Annotated in this window: 17 protein-coding genes; 9 read left to right on the plus strand and 8 right to left on the minus strand. The window is 68.7% G+C overall.

All coding sequences use genetic code 11. From position 1 onward, the window contains the following. The first annotated feature begins 22 nt into the window (after positions 1–22). Both ACE3T2_RS20155 and ACE3T2_RS20160 read left to right on the plus strand, forming a co-directional pair. The gene (locus tag ACE3T2_RS20155; RefSeq protein ID WP_374660696.1) at positions 23–217 is read left to right on the plus strand and encodes a DUF1674 domain-containing protein; all 195 of its coding nucleotides are present in this window, start codon (positions 23–25) and stop codon (positions 215–217) included. Between the two features lie 89 nt (positions 218–306). Further along, on the plus strand, positions 307–846 hold the full coding sequence (locus ACE3T2_RS20160) for a hypothetical protein (protein WP_374660698.1): 540 nt from the start codon (positions 307–309) through the stop codon (positions 844–846). Between the two features lie 155 nt (positions 847–1,001). Here ACE3T2_RS20160 and ACE3T2_RS20165 read toward each other — a convergent pair whose 3' ends face one another. Next, positions 1,002–1,148 (minus strand): hypothetical protein, encoded by a 147-nt coding sequence (locus ACE3T2_RS20165; RefSeq protein WP_374660700.1) that lies wholly within the window; start codon positions 1,146–1,148, stop codon positions 1,002–1,004. Position 1,149: 1 nt separating this feature from the next. Then, entirely contained in the window at positions 1,150–1,866 is a 717-nt protein-coding gene (gene pyrF, locus ACE3T2_RS20170; RefSeq protein ID WP_374660702.1) for an orotidine-5'-phosphate decarboxylase, read from the minus strand. 79 nt (positions 1,867–1,945) lie between these two features. Between pyrF and ACE3T2_RS20175 the strand changes: the two genes are divergently transcribed. Then, positions 1,946–2,638, plus strand: coding sequence for a MarC family protein (locus ACE3T2_RS20175; RefSeq protein ID WP_374660704.1), 693 nt, complete (start codon positions 1,946–1,948; stop codon positions 2,636–2,638). Positions 2,639–2,805: 167 nt separating this feature from the next. Here ACE3T2_RS20175 and ACE3T2_RS20180 read toward each other — a convergent pair whose 3' ends face one another. Next, the gene (locus tag ACE3T2_RS20180; RefSeq protein WP_374660706.1) at positions 2,806–3,609 is read right to left on the minus strand and encodes an SDR family NAD(P)-dependent oxidoreductase; all 804 of its coding nucleotides are present in this window, start codon (positions 3,607–3,609) and stop codon (positions 2,806–2,808) included. Between the two features lie 198 nt (positions 3,610–3,807). On the opposite strand from ACE3T2_RS20180, the gene ACE3T2_RS20185 reads away from it, so the two are divergent. After that, a complete protein-coding gene (locus tag ACE3T2_RS20185; protein ID WP_374660708.1) occupies positions 3,808–5,730 on the plus strand; it encodes a potassium transporter Kup in 1,923 nt (640 codons plus the stop codon). Between the two features lie 2 nt (positions 5,731–5,732). Beyond that, positions 5,733–6,077 carry a hypothetical protein gene (locus tag ACE3T2_RS20190; RefSeq protein ID WP_374660710.1) on the plus strand — a complete coding sequence of 115 codons (345 nt, stop codon included), beginning with the start codon at positions 5,733–5,735 and terminating at the stop codon, positions 6,075–6,077. Positions 6,078–6,083: 6 nt separating this feature from the next. Here the strand turns inward: ACE3T2_RS20190 and ACE3T2_RS20195 are convergent, their stop codons facing one another. Next, positions 6,084–6,545, minus strand: a complete 462-nt coding sequence (locus ACE3T2_RS20195) for an Lrp/AsnC family transcriptional regulator (protein ID WP_374660712.1) — start codon at positions 6,543–6,545, stop codon at positions 6,084–6,086. A 111-nt stretch (positions 6,546–6,656) separates the two neighbouring features. Between ACE3T2_RS20195 and ACE3T2_RS20200 the strand changes: the two genes are divergently transcribed. Further along, positions 6,657–7,889 carry an argininosuccinate synthase gene (locus ACE3T2_RS20200; protein WP_374660714.1) on the plus strand — a complete coding sequence of 411 codons (1,233 nt, stop codon included), beginning with the start codon at positions 6,657–6,659 and terminating at the stop codon, positions 7,887–7,889. A 203-nt stretch (positions 7,890–8,092) separates the two neighbouring features. Here ACE3T2_RS20200 and ACE3T2_RS20205 read toward each other — a convergent pair whose 3' ends face one another. Continuing rightward, positions 8,093–8,299, minus strand: coding sequence for a KTSC domain-containing protein (locus ACE3T2_RS20205; protein ID WP_374660716.1), 207 nt, complete (start codon positions 8,297–8,299; stop codon positions 8,093–8,095). Between the two features lie 130 nt (positions 8,300–8,429). On the opposite strand from ACE3T2_RS20205, the gene ACE3T2_RS20210 reads away from it, so the two are divergent. Then, the gene (locus tag ACE3T2_RS20210; RefSeq protein ID WP_374660718.1) at positions 8,430–8,834 is read left to right on the plus strand and encodes an MAPEG family protein; all 405 of its coding nucleotides are present in this window, start codon (positions 8,430–8,432) and stop codon (positions 8,832–8,834) included. Here ACE3T2_RS20210 and ACE3T2_RS20215 read toward each other — a convergent pair. Next, positions 8,831–9,601, minus strand: a complete 771-nt coding sequence (locus ACE3T2_RS20215) for a sulfite exporter TauE/SafE family protein (protein ID WP_374660720.1) — start codon at positions 9,599–9,601, stop codon at positions 8,831–8,833. The two genes, ACE3T2_RS20210 and ACE3T2_RS20215, sit on opposite strands and share 4 nt — an antisense overlap. Before the next feature lie 109 nt (positions 9,602–9,710). Between ACE3T2_RS20215 and ACE3T2_RS20220 the strand changes: the two genes are divergently transcribed. Both ACE3T2_RS20220 and ACE3T2_RS20225 read left to right on the plus strand, forming a co-directional pair. Further along, positions 9,711–10,349: a LysE family translocator gene (locus tag ACE3T2_RS20220; RefSeq protein WP_374660722.1), complete on the plus strand. Its 639-nt coding sequence runs from the start codon at positions 9,711–9,713 to the stop codon at positions 10,347–10,349. A 168-nt stretch (positions 10,350–10,517) separates the two neighbouring features. Continuing rightward, positions 10,518–11,096, plus strand: coding sequence for a hypothetical protein (locus tag ACE3T2_RS20225; protein ID WP_374660724.1), 579 nt, complete (start codon positions 10,518–10,520; stop codon positions 11,094–11,096). A gap of 17 nt (positions 11,097–11,113) precedes the next feature. On the opposite strand, the gene ACE3T2_RS20230 is transcribed toward ACE3T2_RS20225, so the two are convergent. Together ACE3T2_RS20230 and ACE3T2_RS20235 are read right to left on the minus strand one after the other, a co-directional pair. After that, on the minus strand, positions 11,114–13,495 hold the full coding sequence (locus tag ACE3T2_RS20230) for an EAL domain-containing protein (protein ID WP_374660726.1): 2,382 nt from the start codon (positions 13,493–13,495) through the stop codon (positions 11,114–11,116). 96 nt (positions 13,496–13,591) lie between these two features. Further along, positions 13,592–13,869, minus strand: a 278-nt coding sequence (locus ACE3T2_RS20235) for a hypothetical protein (RefSeq protein ID WP_374660728.1), incomplete at its 5' end; no start/stop codon positions are given.

A 13,869-nucleotide genomic window follows, 5' to 3' on the forward strand; every position in this document is an offset into this window, starting at 1 on the left:
CCGAAGCCCTAAATCTCCTGCCATGACCCAGCCGCCCAACGCCGCGCCCGGCAAAGACCTCACCCCTGCGGCTCGCCGCGCGCTGGAGGAGGCGGCCGCGCGCAAGGCTGCGGAGGCGGAAGCTGCGGCCAAGGCGGCCGAGCTGGGCGGCCCGGCGGGGCCGGAGCCGACGCGGTTCGGCGACTGGGAACGCAAGGGCATAGCGGTTGATTTCTAGGCGGTAGGGTTCCCGCGACAGGGGCAAGCCGTCGCCGTGCGCGCGGGGCCCCGCTAGGCTCGGGCGAACCTATCCTTGCGGAGAGCGCCATGCGCCTGACTGCTGCGATCCTCGGCCTGACCCTGGCCGCCGTCGCCGGAACCGCCGGCGCCCAGACCTATCAATCCTGGGGCGACGCCCGCGAAGGCGGCTATCGCGTCGTCCACGGCGACCCCAACGGTCCCGGCGAATATTACGAGGAGGAGGTCTACCGTCGCGCCCTGCCGCCGCCCCCTCCCCCGCCCGTCGCCTATTACGCCGACGGCTACGACTACGGTTACAGTCACGTCCATCAGGACGGCCGGCCCTGCGGCTGCGGCGGCCCGGGTGGATATGAGGTCCCGACCTACGGCTACGCCTCCCAGAACTATGGCTGGCCGGGCCAGGGCTGCTGCGCCAGCGCCGGCGAGCTGCGCTTCGGCTATGTCGGATCGAGCGGCTACACCGGCGGCGTCGGCTATGCCGACGGCCGCTATTACGGCGGCGGCTATTACTACGGCGGCGGCTACGCCCGCTCCGGCGCCTGGGCCAGCTCCAGCGCCCACGCTCGCGCCTATTCCTCGTCGTCCGTGCGCGTGAAGGTGCGCTGAGGCGGATCGCTCGAAGGCGTCAAAATGCGGCGCGGCCGAGCCGTATTCCGATCCAGCCCCGGTGTTCATGGGTCCCGGTCTCCCCTGCGGCGAAACCGGGATGACGCGGGTAGGTGACACGGTTGATTATCAACCGGACCCCGCAACCTCTGCTGTCAGCGCTTGTCCTGCGCAACGAAGTGCGGCTCGCCGCGCCACTGGACCTCGATCCGCGGCGGCGGCTTCTCCTGCTGCCGGATCGCCAACGCGGCGATGACCGCGAGGGCGGCCAGGATAAGGACGCCGCCCGCGACGCGGACCACCCTAGACCCCCGCCATCTCCGCCGCCACGCGCAGGGCGGCTTCCCGGGGGTCTGCGGCGGCGGTGATCGGGCGGCCGCAGACGATGTGGCTGGCGCCGGCGCGCAGGGCGTCGGCGGGGGTGGCGGCGCGGGCCTGGTCGTTCTTGGCCGACCAGTCGGGACGCACGCCGGGCGTGACCACCAGGAAGTCCTTGCCGCCGAGCCTGCGGGCCAGCTCGGCCTCATGCGGGCTGGCGATCACCCCGTCGGCGCCGGCGGCGATGGCGTGGCGGATGCGGCGCTCGACCAGCTGCCGGGCGGTTTCCGAAAAGCCCATCTCGACCAGGTCGGCGTCGGTCAGGCTGGTCAGCACCGTCACGCCGAGGATCTTCAGGTTCGAGTCGCCGCGCGCGCGCACGGCCGCGGCCAGCACCTGCGGCTCGGCGTGGACGGTCAGGAAGTCGCAGCCGGCCTGGGCCAGCACCGCGGCCGAGCGTTCGACCGTGGTGCCGATGTCGTGGAGCTTCCAGTCGAGGAACACCTGCTTGCCCGCGGCCTTCAGCTCGCGCGCCAGGTCCATGCCGCCGCCGGTGGCGAACAGCTCCAGCCCCACCTTGTAGAAGCTGGCCGCCTCGCCGATGGCGGCGACCAGGGCGCGCGCTTCCTGCACCGTCGGCACGTCCAGGGGGACGATCAGGCGCGGATCGGCGCGGACGGCGAGATCGGGAGCGAGGGCCATGGCGGCGTCCTTCCGGGCAGGCGGGCGCGACCCCGGGGCGGGTGTCGGCGAATGGGGCGAATTGGGCTAAGACGCGTGCATGAGCCAGTGGGACTTCGCCGTCAACTTCTTCGTCGCCCTGTTCGCCCTGATCGACCCGATCGGCAACGTGCCGCTGTTCGCGGCCGCGACGAACGGGGTGAAGAGCCGCGATGCGCGCTGGATCTCGCTCTACATCGCCCTGTTCGTGCTGGGCTTCCTGACCTTCTTCTACTTCTCGGGCCTGTCGCTGCTGGAGTTCTTCGGCATCTCCCTGCCCGCCTTCCGCATCGCCGGCGGGGTGATCCTGTTCCTGCTGGGCCTGGAGATGGCCCGCGACGACTTCACCGCCGCCTTCGCCGGCGCCGCCGACGAGGACGCCCCGCCCGGAGAGGGCCGCGCCCACGCGCGGCGCCGCTTCGAGCGGATGATCGTCCCGTTCGCCATGCCGCTGCTGATCGGCCCCGGCGCGATCTCGACGGTGGTGATCTACGCCTCGGAGGCCAAGCGCTTCGGCCTGGCCGGCGCCGCGGTCGGGGTGGGGGTGATCGCGGCCCTGTCGCTGGTGACCATGCTGATCTTCTGGGCGACGCCGCTGATCAGCAAGATGCTCGGCCGCATCGGCCTGACCATCGTGGTGCGGGTTCTGGGCCTGATCCTCTGTGCGCTGGCCGTGCAGTTCATCCTGGCCGGGGTCGCCGAGTCCACCGCCGGCGTGATCCTGCGCGAAGCGGCGGCGCCCTACGCGAAGTAGGTCGCGCGGTCGCAAGGCGCATCGTCCCGTAAAACACCTCCATGGGCGGGTTTCTGGGCGCTCCGCCGGAAAACCTGCCGATAGCGGCCCCATCGGCAACGAAAACCGCTGCCCATCGGCGGAATCCGCCTCAACCGGCAGGTTCCGCCCCACGCCCTGCCGATGGGCTAGACCTTGCCGCGGAACCTCGGCCCCTGGGAGGCCATCAGGGCCAGGGCCCACTCGTCCGGCAGCATTTTGACGGTCGCGGCGATGGCCTTGTTCGGCGCGCCGGGCACGCAGATCGGCCGGTTGGCCTCGGCCGCCTCGTAGCCGGCGGCGGCCACCTCGTCGGCCCCCATCCACATCCAGGGCGGCGTGTTGCGGCTGATCTGCTCGCGGGTGTCGTTGACGTCGTGGAACTCGGAATAGGTGAAGCCGGGGCAGAGCGCGCTGACGTGCACGCCCTTGTCCAGGGTCTCCAGGTGCAGGCTCTGGCTGGCCTTGACCAGATAGCTCTTCACCGCCCCGTAGAGCGTCGCGCCGGGCGAGCCGGGGATCAGCCCCGCCAGGGAGGCGACGTTGACGATGCGTCCGAAGCGGCGCTCGACCATGCCCGACAGCACCCGGTAGGCGAGCTCGGTCGGAGCGGTCAGCATGACGCGCAGGAAGGCCTCGTGCGTCTCCCACGAGGTTTCGAGCAGGCCGCCGCGGATCCCGTAGCCGGCGTTGTTGACCAGGGCGTCGACGACGCGGCCGTGGGCGGCCAGGTGGTCGAGGATCACCCCCGGGGTCTCGGGATCGGCGAGATCCGCGGCGATGACGAGGGTCTCCACCCCATGCTTGAGGCGGATCTCGTCGGCCAGCCGCTCCAGCCGATCACCGCGCCGGGCGGTCAGGGCCAGGTCGTAGCCGTGGCCGGCGTAGATCCTGGCGAACGCGGCCCCGATGCCTGCGGAGGCGCCTGTCACCAGCGCCAGTTTGCGGTCCATCTGCGTCCCCTGCCACGCCTGGGCGCCGAAGGTGGCGAAAGCGCGCGCAAGGTCAAGACATCGGGTCGCGGCTCATCGCGATCGCGTGACGGCGCCATGCAGCGATTGTACGGTGACCTGATTGGGTGTAATCGCGCCCGCCTCTGCGGCGATCGGGCCGCGCATGGGAGCCAGACGGCGTGTTCCCGGAGACTTTGAATGGCTGACTCGGCCAGTGTCGCCACGGAAGCGGCCAAGGAGTCCCACACCCATCACCACAAGAAGGACAGCTTCGCCGCCCTGGCCCTGGGCGCGATCGGCGTCGTCTTCGGGGATATCGGGACCAGTCCGCTCTACGCGATGAAGGAGGCCCTGCACCACTCGCGCTCCGGCGGGGCGAGCGAGTTGGCGGTGCTGGGCGTGGTCTCGCTGGTGATCTGGGCCCTCGTCCTGATCGTGACCATCAAGTACGTCGTCTTCCTGATGCGGGCCGACAACAAGGGCGAGGGCGGCACCCTGGCCCTCATGGCGCTGGCCCAGCGCCACCTGCCCAAGCGCTCGACCTGGGTGTTCTTCCTGGGGGTGATCGGGGCGGCGCTGTTCTACGGCGACGGCATCATCACCCCGGCCATCTCCGTCCTGTCGGCGGTGGAGGGCCTGAAGGACGCGCCCGGCATCGGCCGGGGCATCGAGCCCTACCTGGTGCCCATCGCCGCCGGCGTGCTGGTCGCCCTGTTCATGGTCCAGGCCCGCGGCACCCATCGGGTGGCGGCCTTCTTCGGCCCGATCATGGCCGGCTGGTTCCTGGTGCTGGGCGGGCTCGGGGTGTTCCACATCGCCGACGACTGGTCGATCCTGCGGGCGCTCAACCCCTATTACGGCGTGCGCTTCCTGCTGAACGACGGCCTGGTCGGCTTCGTCATCCTGGGCAGCGTGTTCCTCGCGGTGACCGGGGCCGAGGCGCTTTATGCCGATATGGGCCACTTCGGCCGCGCGCCGATCCGCGCCGCGTGGCTGGCCTTCGCCCTGCCCTGCCTGGCGCTGAACTATCTGGGCCAGGGCTCCAACGTGCTTGCCCATCCCGATGCGCGCTTCAACCCGTTCTGGGAAATGGTGCCCGAGCTGGCCTACTGGCCGGTGCTGGTGTTCGCCACCGCCGCCACCGTCATCGCCAGCCAGGCGGTGATCACCGGCGCCTTCTCCATGACCCAGCAGGCCGTGCAGCTGGGCCTGCTGCCGCGCATCGACATCCGCCGCACCTCCGAGACCCAGGCCGGCCAGATCTTCGTGCCGCAGGTGAACACCTATCTGATGATCGGCGTGCTGATCCTGCTGTTCACCTTCCAGAACTCCTCGGCCCTGGCGGCCGCCTACGGCATCGCCGTGACCGGGGCGATGTTCGTCGACACCCTGCTGTTCTTCGTGATCATTCGCCACATGTGGAAGCGCCCGTTCTGGCAGGCGCTGCTGGGCGCCAGCGCCTTCGGCGTGCTGGACGTGGTGTTCATCGGCTCGAACCTGCTGAAGATTCCCGACGGCGCCTGGCTGCCGCTGGTGATGGGCGGGGTGCTGGTGATCATCATGTGGACGTGGACGCGCGGCGCCCAGATCCTCAGCGACAAGACCCGCCGCGACAGCGTGCCCCTGATCGAGCTTTCGGAAATCCTCAAGGCTCGCTCGCCGCACCGCGCGCCGGGTACGGCGATCTTCCTGACCTCCGATCCCGACATCGCCCCCGTCGCCCTGATGCACAACCTCAAGCACAACAAGGTTCTGCACGAGAAGAACATCATCCTCACCGTGGTCACGGCCGAGACCCCGCGGGTCAAGGAAAGCGACCGGATCCGCATCGAGGAGGTCAACGAGGACTTCAAGAAGGTCTTCATCTCCTACGGCTTCATGGAGAGCCCCAACCTGCCCAAGGCGCTGGGGCTGTGCCGCAAGCTGGGGCTGAAGTTCGACATCATGGCGACCAGCTTCTTCCTCGGCCGCCGCTCCATCGTCCCCTCGGCCCATTCGGGCATGCCGCTCTGGCAGGACAAGGTGTTCATCTTCCTGATGAAAAACGCCGCCAACCCGACCGACTTCTACAAGATTCCGCCCGGCCGCGTGGTCGAGCTGGGCACCCAGGTGACCGTCTAGAGATGAACTGGCTGAGCATCGCCGCCGACGTGCTGTGGATCCTGGCGCTGTCGATCATGGCCGGCGGCGCGCGCGCCGCCTGGAACCGCATGGACGCAGACACGCGCGTGCCGATGCAGGGAAGCTGGCGGCTGCCGCGCAACATCGCCCTGCCCTTGCCGGTGGCGCTGGCCGTCGTGTTCGGCCTGGCCCTGCTTTGGGGCCATCATCGCGCGCCGGACATGGCCTACAACGTCATCTTCTTCGGCCTGCGCGCCACCTTGGCCGCCGTGCTGGCGATGCTGCATCTGCAATGGCTGAAGGGCGCGCTGGAGACCCTGCAGGCCGAGGGCGCGCTGAAACCCTGATCGTGCTCAGGCCAACGGGATTTCGTAGCTGCGCTTGACGGTCTCCATCGGCACGTCGGTCTTGACGCTCTGGACGCTGGGAATGCGGGTCAGGTGGTCGGCCTGGAAGCGCCAGTAGCTGTTGAGGTCGGCGGTGACGATGCGCAGCAGGGCGTCGCATTCGCCCGTGGTCAGGTAACACTCGAGCACCTCGGGGAACCGGCGCACGGCCTCGGCGAACTGGTTGGTGACCTCGGCGTCCTGGGTCTTGAACCAGACCCGCGCGAACACGGTCAGCCCGACCCCGACCTTGGCCCCGTCGACCACGGCGACATAGCGCTCGATGACGCCGGCCTCCTCCAGCAGCCGCACCCGGCGCAGGCACGGCGAGGGCGAGAGCCCGACCTCCCTGGCCAGGTCGATGTTCTGCATCCGCCCGTCGCGCTGCAGGGCGCGCAGGATGCGCCGGTCGATGGCGTCGAGTTTCATTGGCGCCCCATGCCCTTCGGATCGTCTGATTTGAAATCTGGCGCCAATATCGCGAACAAACTTGGTGTCTTTGCAATCCAATTGTTTTGATCATGGCGTAGTGTGCCGCCCATGAGCACGACCAAACCCTCCATCAAAAAAGTCGTCCTGGCCTATTCCGGCGGGCTCGACACCTCGATCATCCTGAAGTGGCTGCAGACGGAATACGGGGCGGAGGTCGTCACCTTCACCGCCGATCTCGGCCAGGGCGAGGAGATCGAACCCGCCCGCGCCAAGGCCATCGCCGCCGGCGTGAAGCCCGAGAACGTCTTCATCGAGGACCTGCGCGAAGAGTTCGTGCGCGACTTCGTGTTCCCGATGTTCCGCGCCAACACGGTCTATGAAGGCCAGTACCTGCTCGGCACCTCGATCGCCCGGCCGCTGATCGCCAAGCGCCAGATCGAGATCGCCCGCGCCACCGGAGCCGACGCCGTCAGCCACGGCGCGACCGGCAAGGGCAACGACCAGGTCCGGTTCGAGCTGGGCTACTACGCCCTCGAGCCCGACATCCACGTGATCGCCCCCTGGCGCGAATGGGACTTCAAGTCCCGCGAGGCGCTGCTGGACTTCGCCGAGAAGCACCAGATCCAGATCACCAAGGACAAGCGCGGCGAAGCGCCGTTCAGCGTCGACGCCAACCTTCTGCACTCCTCGTCCGAGGGCAAGGTGCTGGAGGATCCGGCGGTCGAGGCCCCTGAGTTCGTCCACATGCGCACCATCTCGCCCGAGGATGCGCCGAACGAGCCGACCGTCTTCACCATGGACTTCGAGGGCGGCGATCCGGTGGCCATCGACGGCGTGAAGATGTCGCCCGCGACCCTGCTGACCAAGCTGAACCAACTGGGCCACGACAACGGCGTTGGCCGCCTGGACCTGGTCGAGAACCGCTTCGTCGGCATGAAGTCACGCGGCGTCTACGAGACGCCCGGCGGCACGATCCTGCTGGCGGCGCACCGCGGCATCGAGAGCATCACCCTCGACCGCGGCTCGATGCACCTGAAGGACGAGCTGATGCCGAAATATGCGTCGCTCATCTACAACGGCTTCTGGTTCAGCCCTGAGCGCGAGATGCTGCAAGCGGCCATCGACTACAGCCAGAAGAACGTCACCGGCCAGGTGCGGGTGAAGCTCTACAAGGGCAACGTCACGATCATCGGCCGCACCAGCCCCTACTCGCTGTACGATCAGGACCTGGTCACCTTCGAGGAAGGCAAGGTCGCCTACGACCATCGCGATGCGGCCGGCTTCATCAAGCTGAACGCCCTGCGCCTGCGCGTCGCCGCCAAGCGCGACCGCCGGGGCTAGGACGAACTTCCGGTCGGCGCCGGGCTGCGGCGCCGACCGGGATATCCATCGGTGTCATCCCGGTTTGCGCAGCAAGACCGGGACCCATGAACACCCGATGGCGCAGGATGCGGCTCTGCCGCGCCCCGTTCTCCAGTTCAGACGCGAATGGATCCCGGCCTTCGGCTGCGCCGAAACCGCGATGACACGTGGGTGCGCGGCCTTCAGGCCTCGACCTTGTTGTACGGGTACTGGTCGCGGATCTCGTAGGCGAAGAACTGGCCCTTGGAGTCCGAGTCGAGGAAACTTCGGTGCACCTCGCCCGGGACGCCGACATAGACGTACATGTCGCCGTCGTTGAACGTCACGAACAGCTTCGCGCGTTCGTTGTCGTAGGAAATATCGCGGATCGCTTCGGAAAGGACCTGCATGGGCGGGGCCTCCAGTGTTCCAGCACACGAGTGAAACGCATCAACCCGCAAGGGCGGTTCCCTGCGGGGCCCGGACTGTGCCAAGCTTGACCCCAAGGCGTCCCGGGCGCCAGCGACTTGAGGGGGAAACATGCAACCGCACAGCTATGTCGCGCTGGTCACCGTGGCCGCGCTGCTCGTCTATGTCTGGATGGGGATCCGCGTGGGTCAGGCGCGCGCCAAGTGCGGCATCGCCGCCCCGGCCATGTCGGGCGATCCGATCCTCGAGCGCCACATCCGCGCGCACTACAACACCCTGGAGTGGCTTCCGCCGTTCCTGGCGGGCCTCTGGCTGTTCGCGATCTATTGGAACGACCTGGTTGCCGCCGCCCTGGGCGTGGTGTGGATCGTCGGGCGGATCCTCTACGCCCTGGGCTATGTGGCTGACCCCAAGAAGCGCGAGGCGGGCTTCCTGATCCAGCTTGCGGCGACGGCGGTTCTGCTGTTCGGCGCGGCCGGCCGGATCGTCTGGACGCTGGCGACGGTCGGGGCCTAGGCGAACAGCACCCAGGCCTGCCAGACGGCCAGGCCCGTCACCAGCAGGCCGACGATCCAGGTCAGCATCCGCAAGGGCAGGACCTTGGTCATCCAGCCGGCGACGGGAGCGGCGATCACCCCGCCGCCGATCAGGCCCAGCACCGACCAGAGGTGGTCGGCCAGGCCGTCGGTGTCCCAGTGGCCCGAAACCAGCGCTGCGAGGAAGGCGGCTGACACCGCCGCGGCGACGAAGGCTTCGGCCGCATTGGTCGTGCCGATCGCCTTGCGCGGATCGGCGCCGGTCCCCAGCAGGGTCGAGGTGACGACCGGGCCCCAGCCCCCGCCGCCGACCGCGTCGAAGAAGCCGCCCACCAGGCCGAGCGGCAGCGGCGACTTCCACGAGAACGGCTTGGGCCGCGCGCCTTTCCAGGCGCGATAGAGGATGACGAGGCCCATGAGGCCCAGCCAGCCGACCACGTAGGGCTTGATCGCATCGCCGTCGACCGAGGTCAGGATGTAGGTTCCGGCCACGCCGCCGATCACCCCGCCCGCCGACAGCAGCGCCAGCAGTCGCCAGTCGATGTTGCGGTGGGCGATGTGCGAGATCGCCGAGGCCGCGCCGGTGAACACCTTGGCCGCGTGGACGCTGGCCGAGGCGTTGGCGGGCGTGACGCCGTTGGCCAGCAGGACGGTGGTCGTCACCACGCCGTAGGCCATGCCCAGCGCACCGTCGACGAGCTGCGCGGCGAAGCCGACGGCGAAATACAGCCAGAACTCCGGACCCATTGTCCCTCCCGATCAGATTTCGCAGGTCGCCGATCTTTCCGAGCGAGGCAATGGGGATTACCTCGGGGCGGAGTCAGCATTTCTGCGTCCTCCCTCGTCCGAGATTCCGATGCACCTGCCTGTCGACCCTGCCCGCTATGCGACTTTCCTGGGGGTGATGGCGGTCATGGCCGTGACGCCCGGCCCGGCCAACCTGTTCGCCATCGCCACCGGCGCCCAGAAGGGCAAGGGCGCGGCCCTGATCGGGGTGGCGGGCATGAACAGCGCGACCCTGGTCTGGTTCCTCGCCGCCGCTCTGGGCCTTGGGGCGCTGATCCTGGCCTTCCCCCAGGTGTTCCACCTGCTGGCCTATGCGGGCGCCGCCTATATCGCCTGGCTGGGGCTGAAGTCGCTTAAAGGGGCGTTCCAGAAGGACGCCGAGCCGAGCGCCGGCGCATTCCGGCAGGGCAAGTCGGCCTATCTGGACGGCTTCACCGTGCAGATCGCCAACCCGAAGGCGGTGCTGTTCTTCACAGCAGTGCTGCCGCCGTTCCTGGACCCCGCGCGTCCCCTGCCCGCCCAACTGGCCGCCTTCGCCTGCGCGACCCTGACGCTCGACGTCCTGGCCATGAGCGCCTACGGCCTGGGCGGCGCGGCCCTCGCCGCCAAGATGACCGAGCCCGGCTTCCGACGCGGCTTCGCCGTGGCGGTCGGCCTGCTGCTGCTGACCGCAGCGGCGATGATGGCCCGCAAGGCCGCCGGTGGCTGATGGGCGCGCAAGGTCAAGCTATTGAAAACTGTAATTTTTGTGCGCGCGTTGAAATGGCCGACGAGTTTCGGCTATCGCGCGCCAACAAGCGCAACCATATTTAGGCCCAGGTGTTCCGCCTAAGATCGCCTGTCGTCGAGGGACGACGGAGCTTCGGGTTCTGAAGTCATGTCACGCAAGTCAGCCGCCATTGTCGCCAGCCTCGCCCTTGCGGGCCTGCTGAGCGCCTGCGCCACCGCAACGCCGTACCAGCCGAACATTCCCGGCCAGTCCGTTTCCGGCGGCTATTCCGAACAGCGGATCGAGGCCAACCGTTTCCGGGTCAACTTCACCGGCAACAGCCTGACCTCCCGCGAGACCGTCGAGGGCTACCTGCTCTTCCGCGCCGCCGAGCTGACGGTTCAGGAAGGCTACGACTGGTTCGCCATCGTCGATCGCAACACCGAGACCGACCGCCGCACCTATGTGGAGCGTGATCCGTTCTATAGCCCCTGGTACGGCCCGTCCTACGGCTACTGGCGCCCTTACTGGCGCTATTATGGCGGCTTCGGCTGGCGCACTTGGGATCCGTGGTGGGGCGACCCCTTCTGGGCCGACCGCATGGACGTGCGCACGGTCACCAAGTTCGAGGCCAGCGCCGAAATCGTCATGAACCGAGGCGCCAAGCCGGCCGACGATCCGCGCGCGTTCGACGCGCGGGCGGTGATCGCCAACCTCTCCCCGCGGGTGACCCGCCCCGCGACCTAGAGCGCGCTTGGCGGGCCCTAGCCCGCCAGCGCCTCGCGCACAGTCTCGTCCGTCCAGCCGTCCAGCGCGTCGATGGGCGCGGGGCGGCCGATGGCGTAGCCCTGAACCTCGGCGCAGGCTTCCCCGCGCAGGAATTCAAGCTGCTCGGCGGTCTCGACCCCTTCGGCCGTGACCGGAATCTCCAGGCTGCGGCCGAGGCTGAGCACCGCACGCACGATGGCGGTGGCGCGATCGTGGCGGTGGATGTTCTCGACGAAGCTCTTGTCGATCTTGATCTTGTCGAACGGGAACGACTGCAGGGTCGAGAGCGACGAGAAGCCGGTGCCGAAGTCGTCCATGGCGATGCGCACGCCCAGCGCCTTCAGGCGGCGCAGGTTGTCGAGCGCGCGCTGGTAGTCCTTGAAGAGCGCGGTCTCGGTGACCTCCAGTTCCAGGCGGCGCGGGGCCAGGCCAGTTTCCATCAGGATTTCGTGGACCATCGCGGCCAGGTTCGGCTGGTTCAGCTGGACCGGGGACAGGTTGACGGCGATGCGCAGGGGCTTGTCCCAGGCCGCGGCGTCGGCGCAGGCGCGGCGCAGCACCCATTCGCCCAGCGGCAGGATCAGCCCGCTCTCCTCGGCGATCGGAATGAAGTCCATCGGCGGGACCATGCCGCGCTGCGGATGACGCCAGCGGACCAGGGCCTCGAAGCCGCAGACCTCGCCGTCCTCGGCGCGGGCCAGGGGCTGGTAGTGCAGCACCAGCTCTTCCAGGCTGATGGCCTGACGCAGCTCGCGCGCCAGGGTGCGGCGCTCGCGGATGGTCTCGTCCATCTCGCGCTTGAAGAAGCAGTAGTTGCCGCGGCCGTCCTCCTTGGCGCGGTAGAGCGCCATGTCGGCGTTGACCAGCAGGGCTTCGCCGCTGTCGCCATCCTCGCGATAGAGGCTGATGCCGAGGCTGGCGCCGACCTGCAGCGACTGGTCGGCGAAGGCCACCGGCTCGCGCAGCACGTCCAGCAGCCGCGCGGAAAGCTCGGCGGCGGCGGTCGGCTGGTCGCCGGCCCCGATCTGGACGACGACGAACTCGTCCCCGCCCAGGCGGGCGGCGAAGGACGGGGCGGCGACACTGGCCTTCAGGCGGCGCGCGACCTCGCTGAGGATGGCGTCGCCGGCGAGGTGGCCGTGCAGGTCGTTGGCTTCCTTGAAGTGATCGAGGTCGATGCAGATGACCGCCAGGCTGTCGCCGGAGACGGAAGCCTGCTCCAGCGCCTGGGCCAGGCGCGACTGCATGACGTTGCGGTTGGCCAGACCCGTCAGGCCGTCGTGTTCGGCCAGATAGCGGATCTTTTCCTCGGCCGAGCGGCGTTCGCGCAGGTCGCGCACGGCCAGCACCACGAGGTCGTCCTGCTCGCCGGTTCCGCGGCCGGCTTCCAGCACGCGGGCGAAGGTCTCGATCGGGATCGGGGCGCCCCCGTCCCGAGGGGTCAGCTGGCCCTCCCGGCGGCCGTTGGCGCCCTCGTCGTCGAAGCTCAGCAGATCTCCCTCCAGGCGTCGGCCGATCAGGTCGGCGACCTCGGCTCCGGCCAGGGCACAGAAGGCGGCGTTCGCGTCCTGGACGCGCTGGCTGCGGACGACCACGATGCCTTCGTAGGCGGCGTCGGCCAGGCGGCGAATGCGGCGCAGGGCCTGGGCGTTGGCGCCGCCTTCGATCAGCACGGCGGACAGGCCGCCCAGGATGATCAGCCCGACGATCAGTGTCACGGCCAGGGTCATCATCACCGACGACAGCAGCTGGGCCGGCACGTCTATGGTGGCGTCCGGGACGATGACGATCGCCCCCATGCCGGTGAAGTGCAGGCCGCAGATGGCCAGCGTCAGCAACAGGGTCGCGGCGAGCAGGCGCCCGCGCTTGTCGCCGCTGTCGGCGACGAACATCGCCGCCACGGCCAATCCGATCCCCAGGGCCAGCGAGCTGGCGACGAGCGGGAGGTCCCAGGTCAGCACGCCTTCGGTCACATAGGCCGACATGCCGGTGTAGTGCATGGCGCCTACGCCGAGCCCGGCCAGCACGCCGCCGGCCAGCTTGCCCGCCCGCCCGTGGGCGAGAGCGGCGGCGGCGAAGGCGGCCCCCATGAACAGGCCGGCGATCAGCAGCGAGGCCAGGGTGCCGAGCGGCAGGAAACCCGCCTTGAGCCCGGTGTCGAAGGACAGCATTGCGATGAAATGGGTCGCCCAGACCGAGCACCCGGCGACCAGGCCGGTGAGCAGCACCCAGGCTGCACGCACACCGTGTCCGGACGCATCACGCATCCTAGAGTATAGCCTAAGTGCGGTGAAGCAGCCGCCGAAGCAAACCAAGCCTGCGACAACCACGAGGCGAAGGTCATGCTCCGTCGCCAGGCAGGTTATGACTCTAAGCACTGAAGTATAGCCTCGACGAGAGATTCCTAATGCTCATCTATCCAGGCCCGGTAAAGAATTTCCTCATTTCACGTAGAATTTGGGGTGAATCATTTCTTAAGCAGCAGCCAGCGCGACACGCCAGCCGAGACCGACGCTGCGGACGACCGGCAGGGCGCGCAGCTTTTCGGCGAGGCGTTCGGCCAGGGCGTGGGTCAGGCCGCCGACCTCCAGGCGGGCGACCGTGAGTTCGCACGCCTGTTCGGCCTCCAGGCTGAGGATCGGCGCGCCCTGCACGGCGAAGGGGGCCAGGATGCGCAGCAGCACGTCGTGCTCGGCCTCGGCCTCGATCAGGAAGGTTCGGCGGTGGGGGGGGGGCGCCAACAAGGTTTTTG

The sequence above is a fragment of the Phenylobacterium sp. genome (assembly GCF_041919955.1).
Classification (GTDB): domain Bacteria; phylum Pseudomonadota; class Alphaproteobacteria; order Caulobacterales; family Caulobacteraceae; genus Phenylobacterium.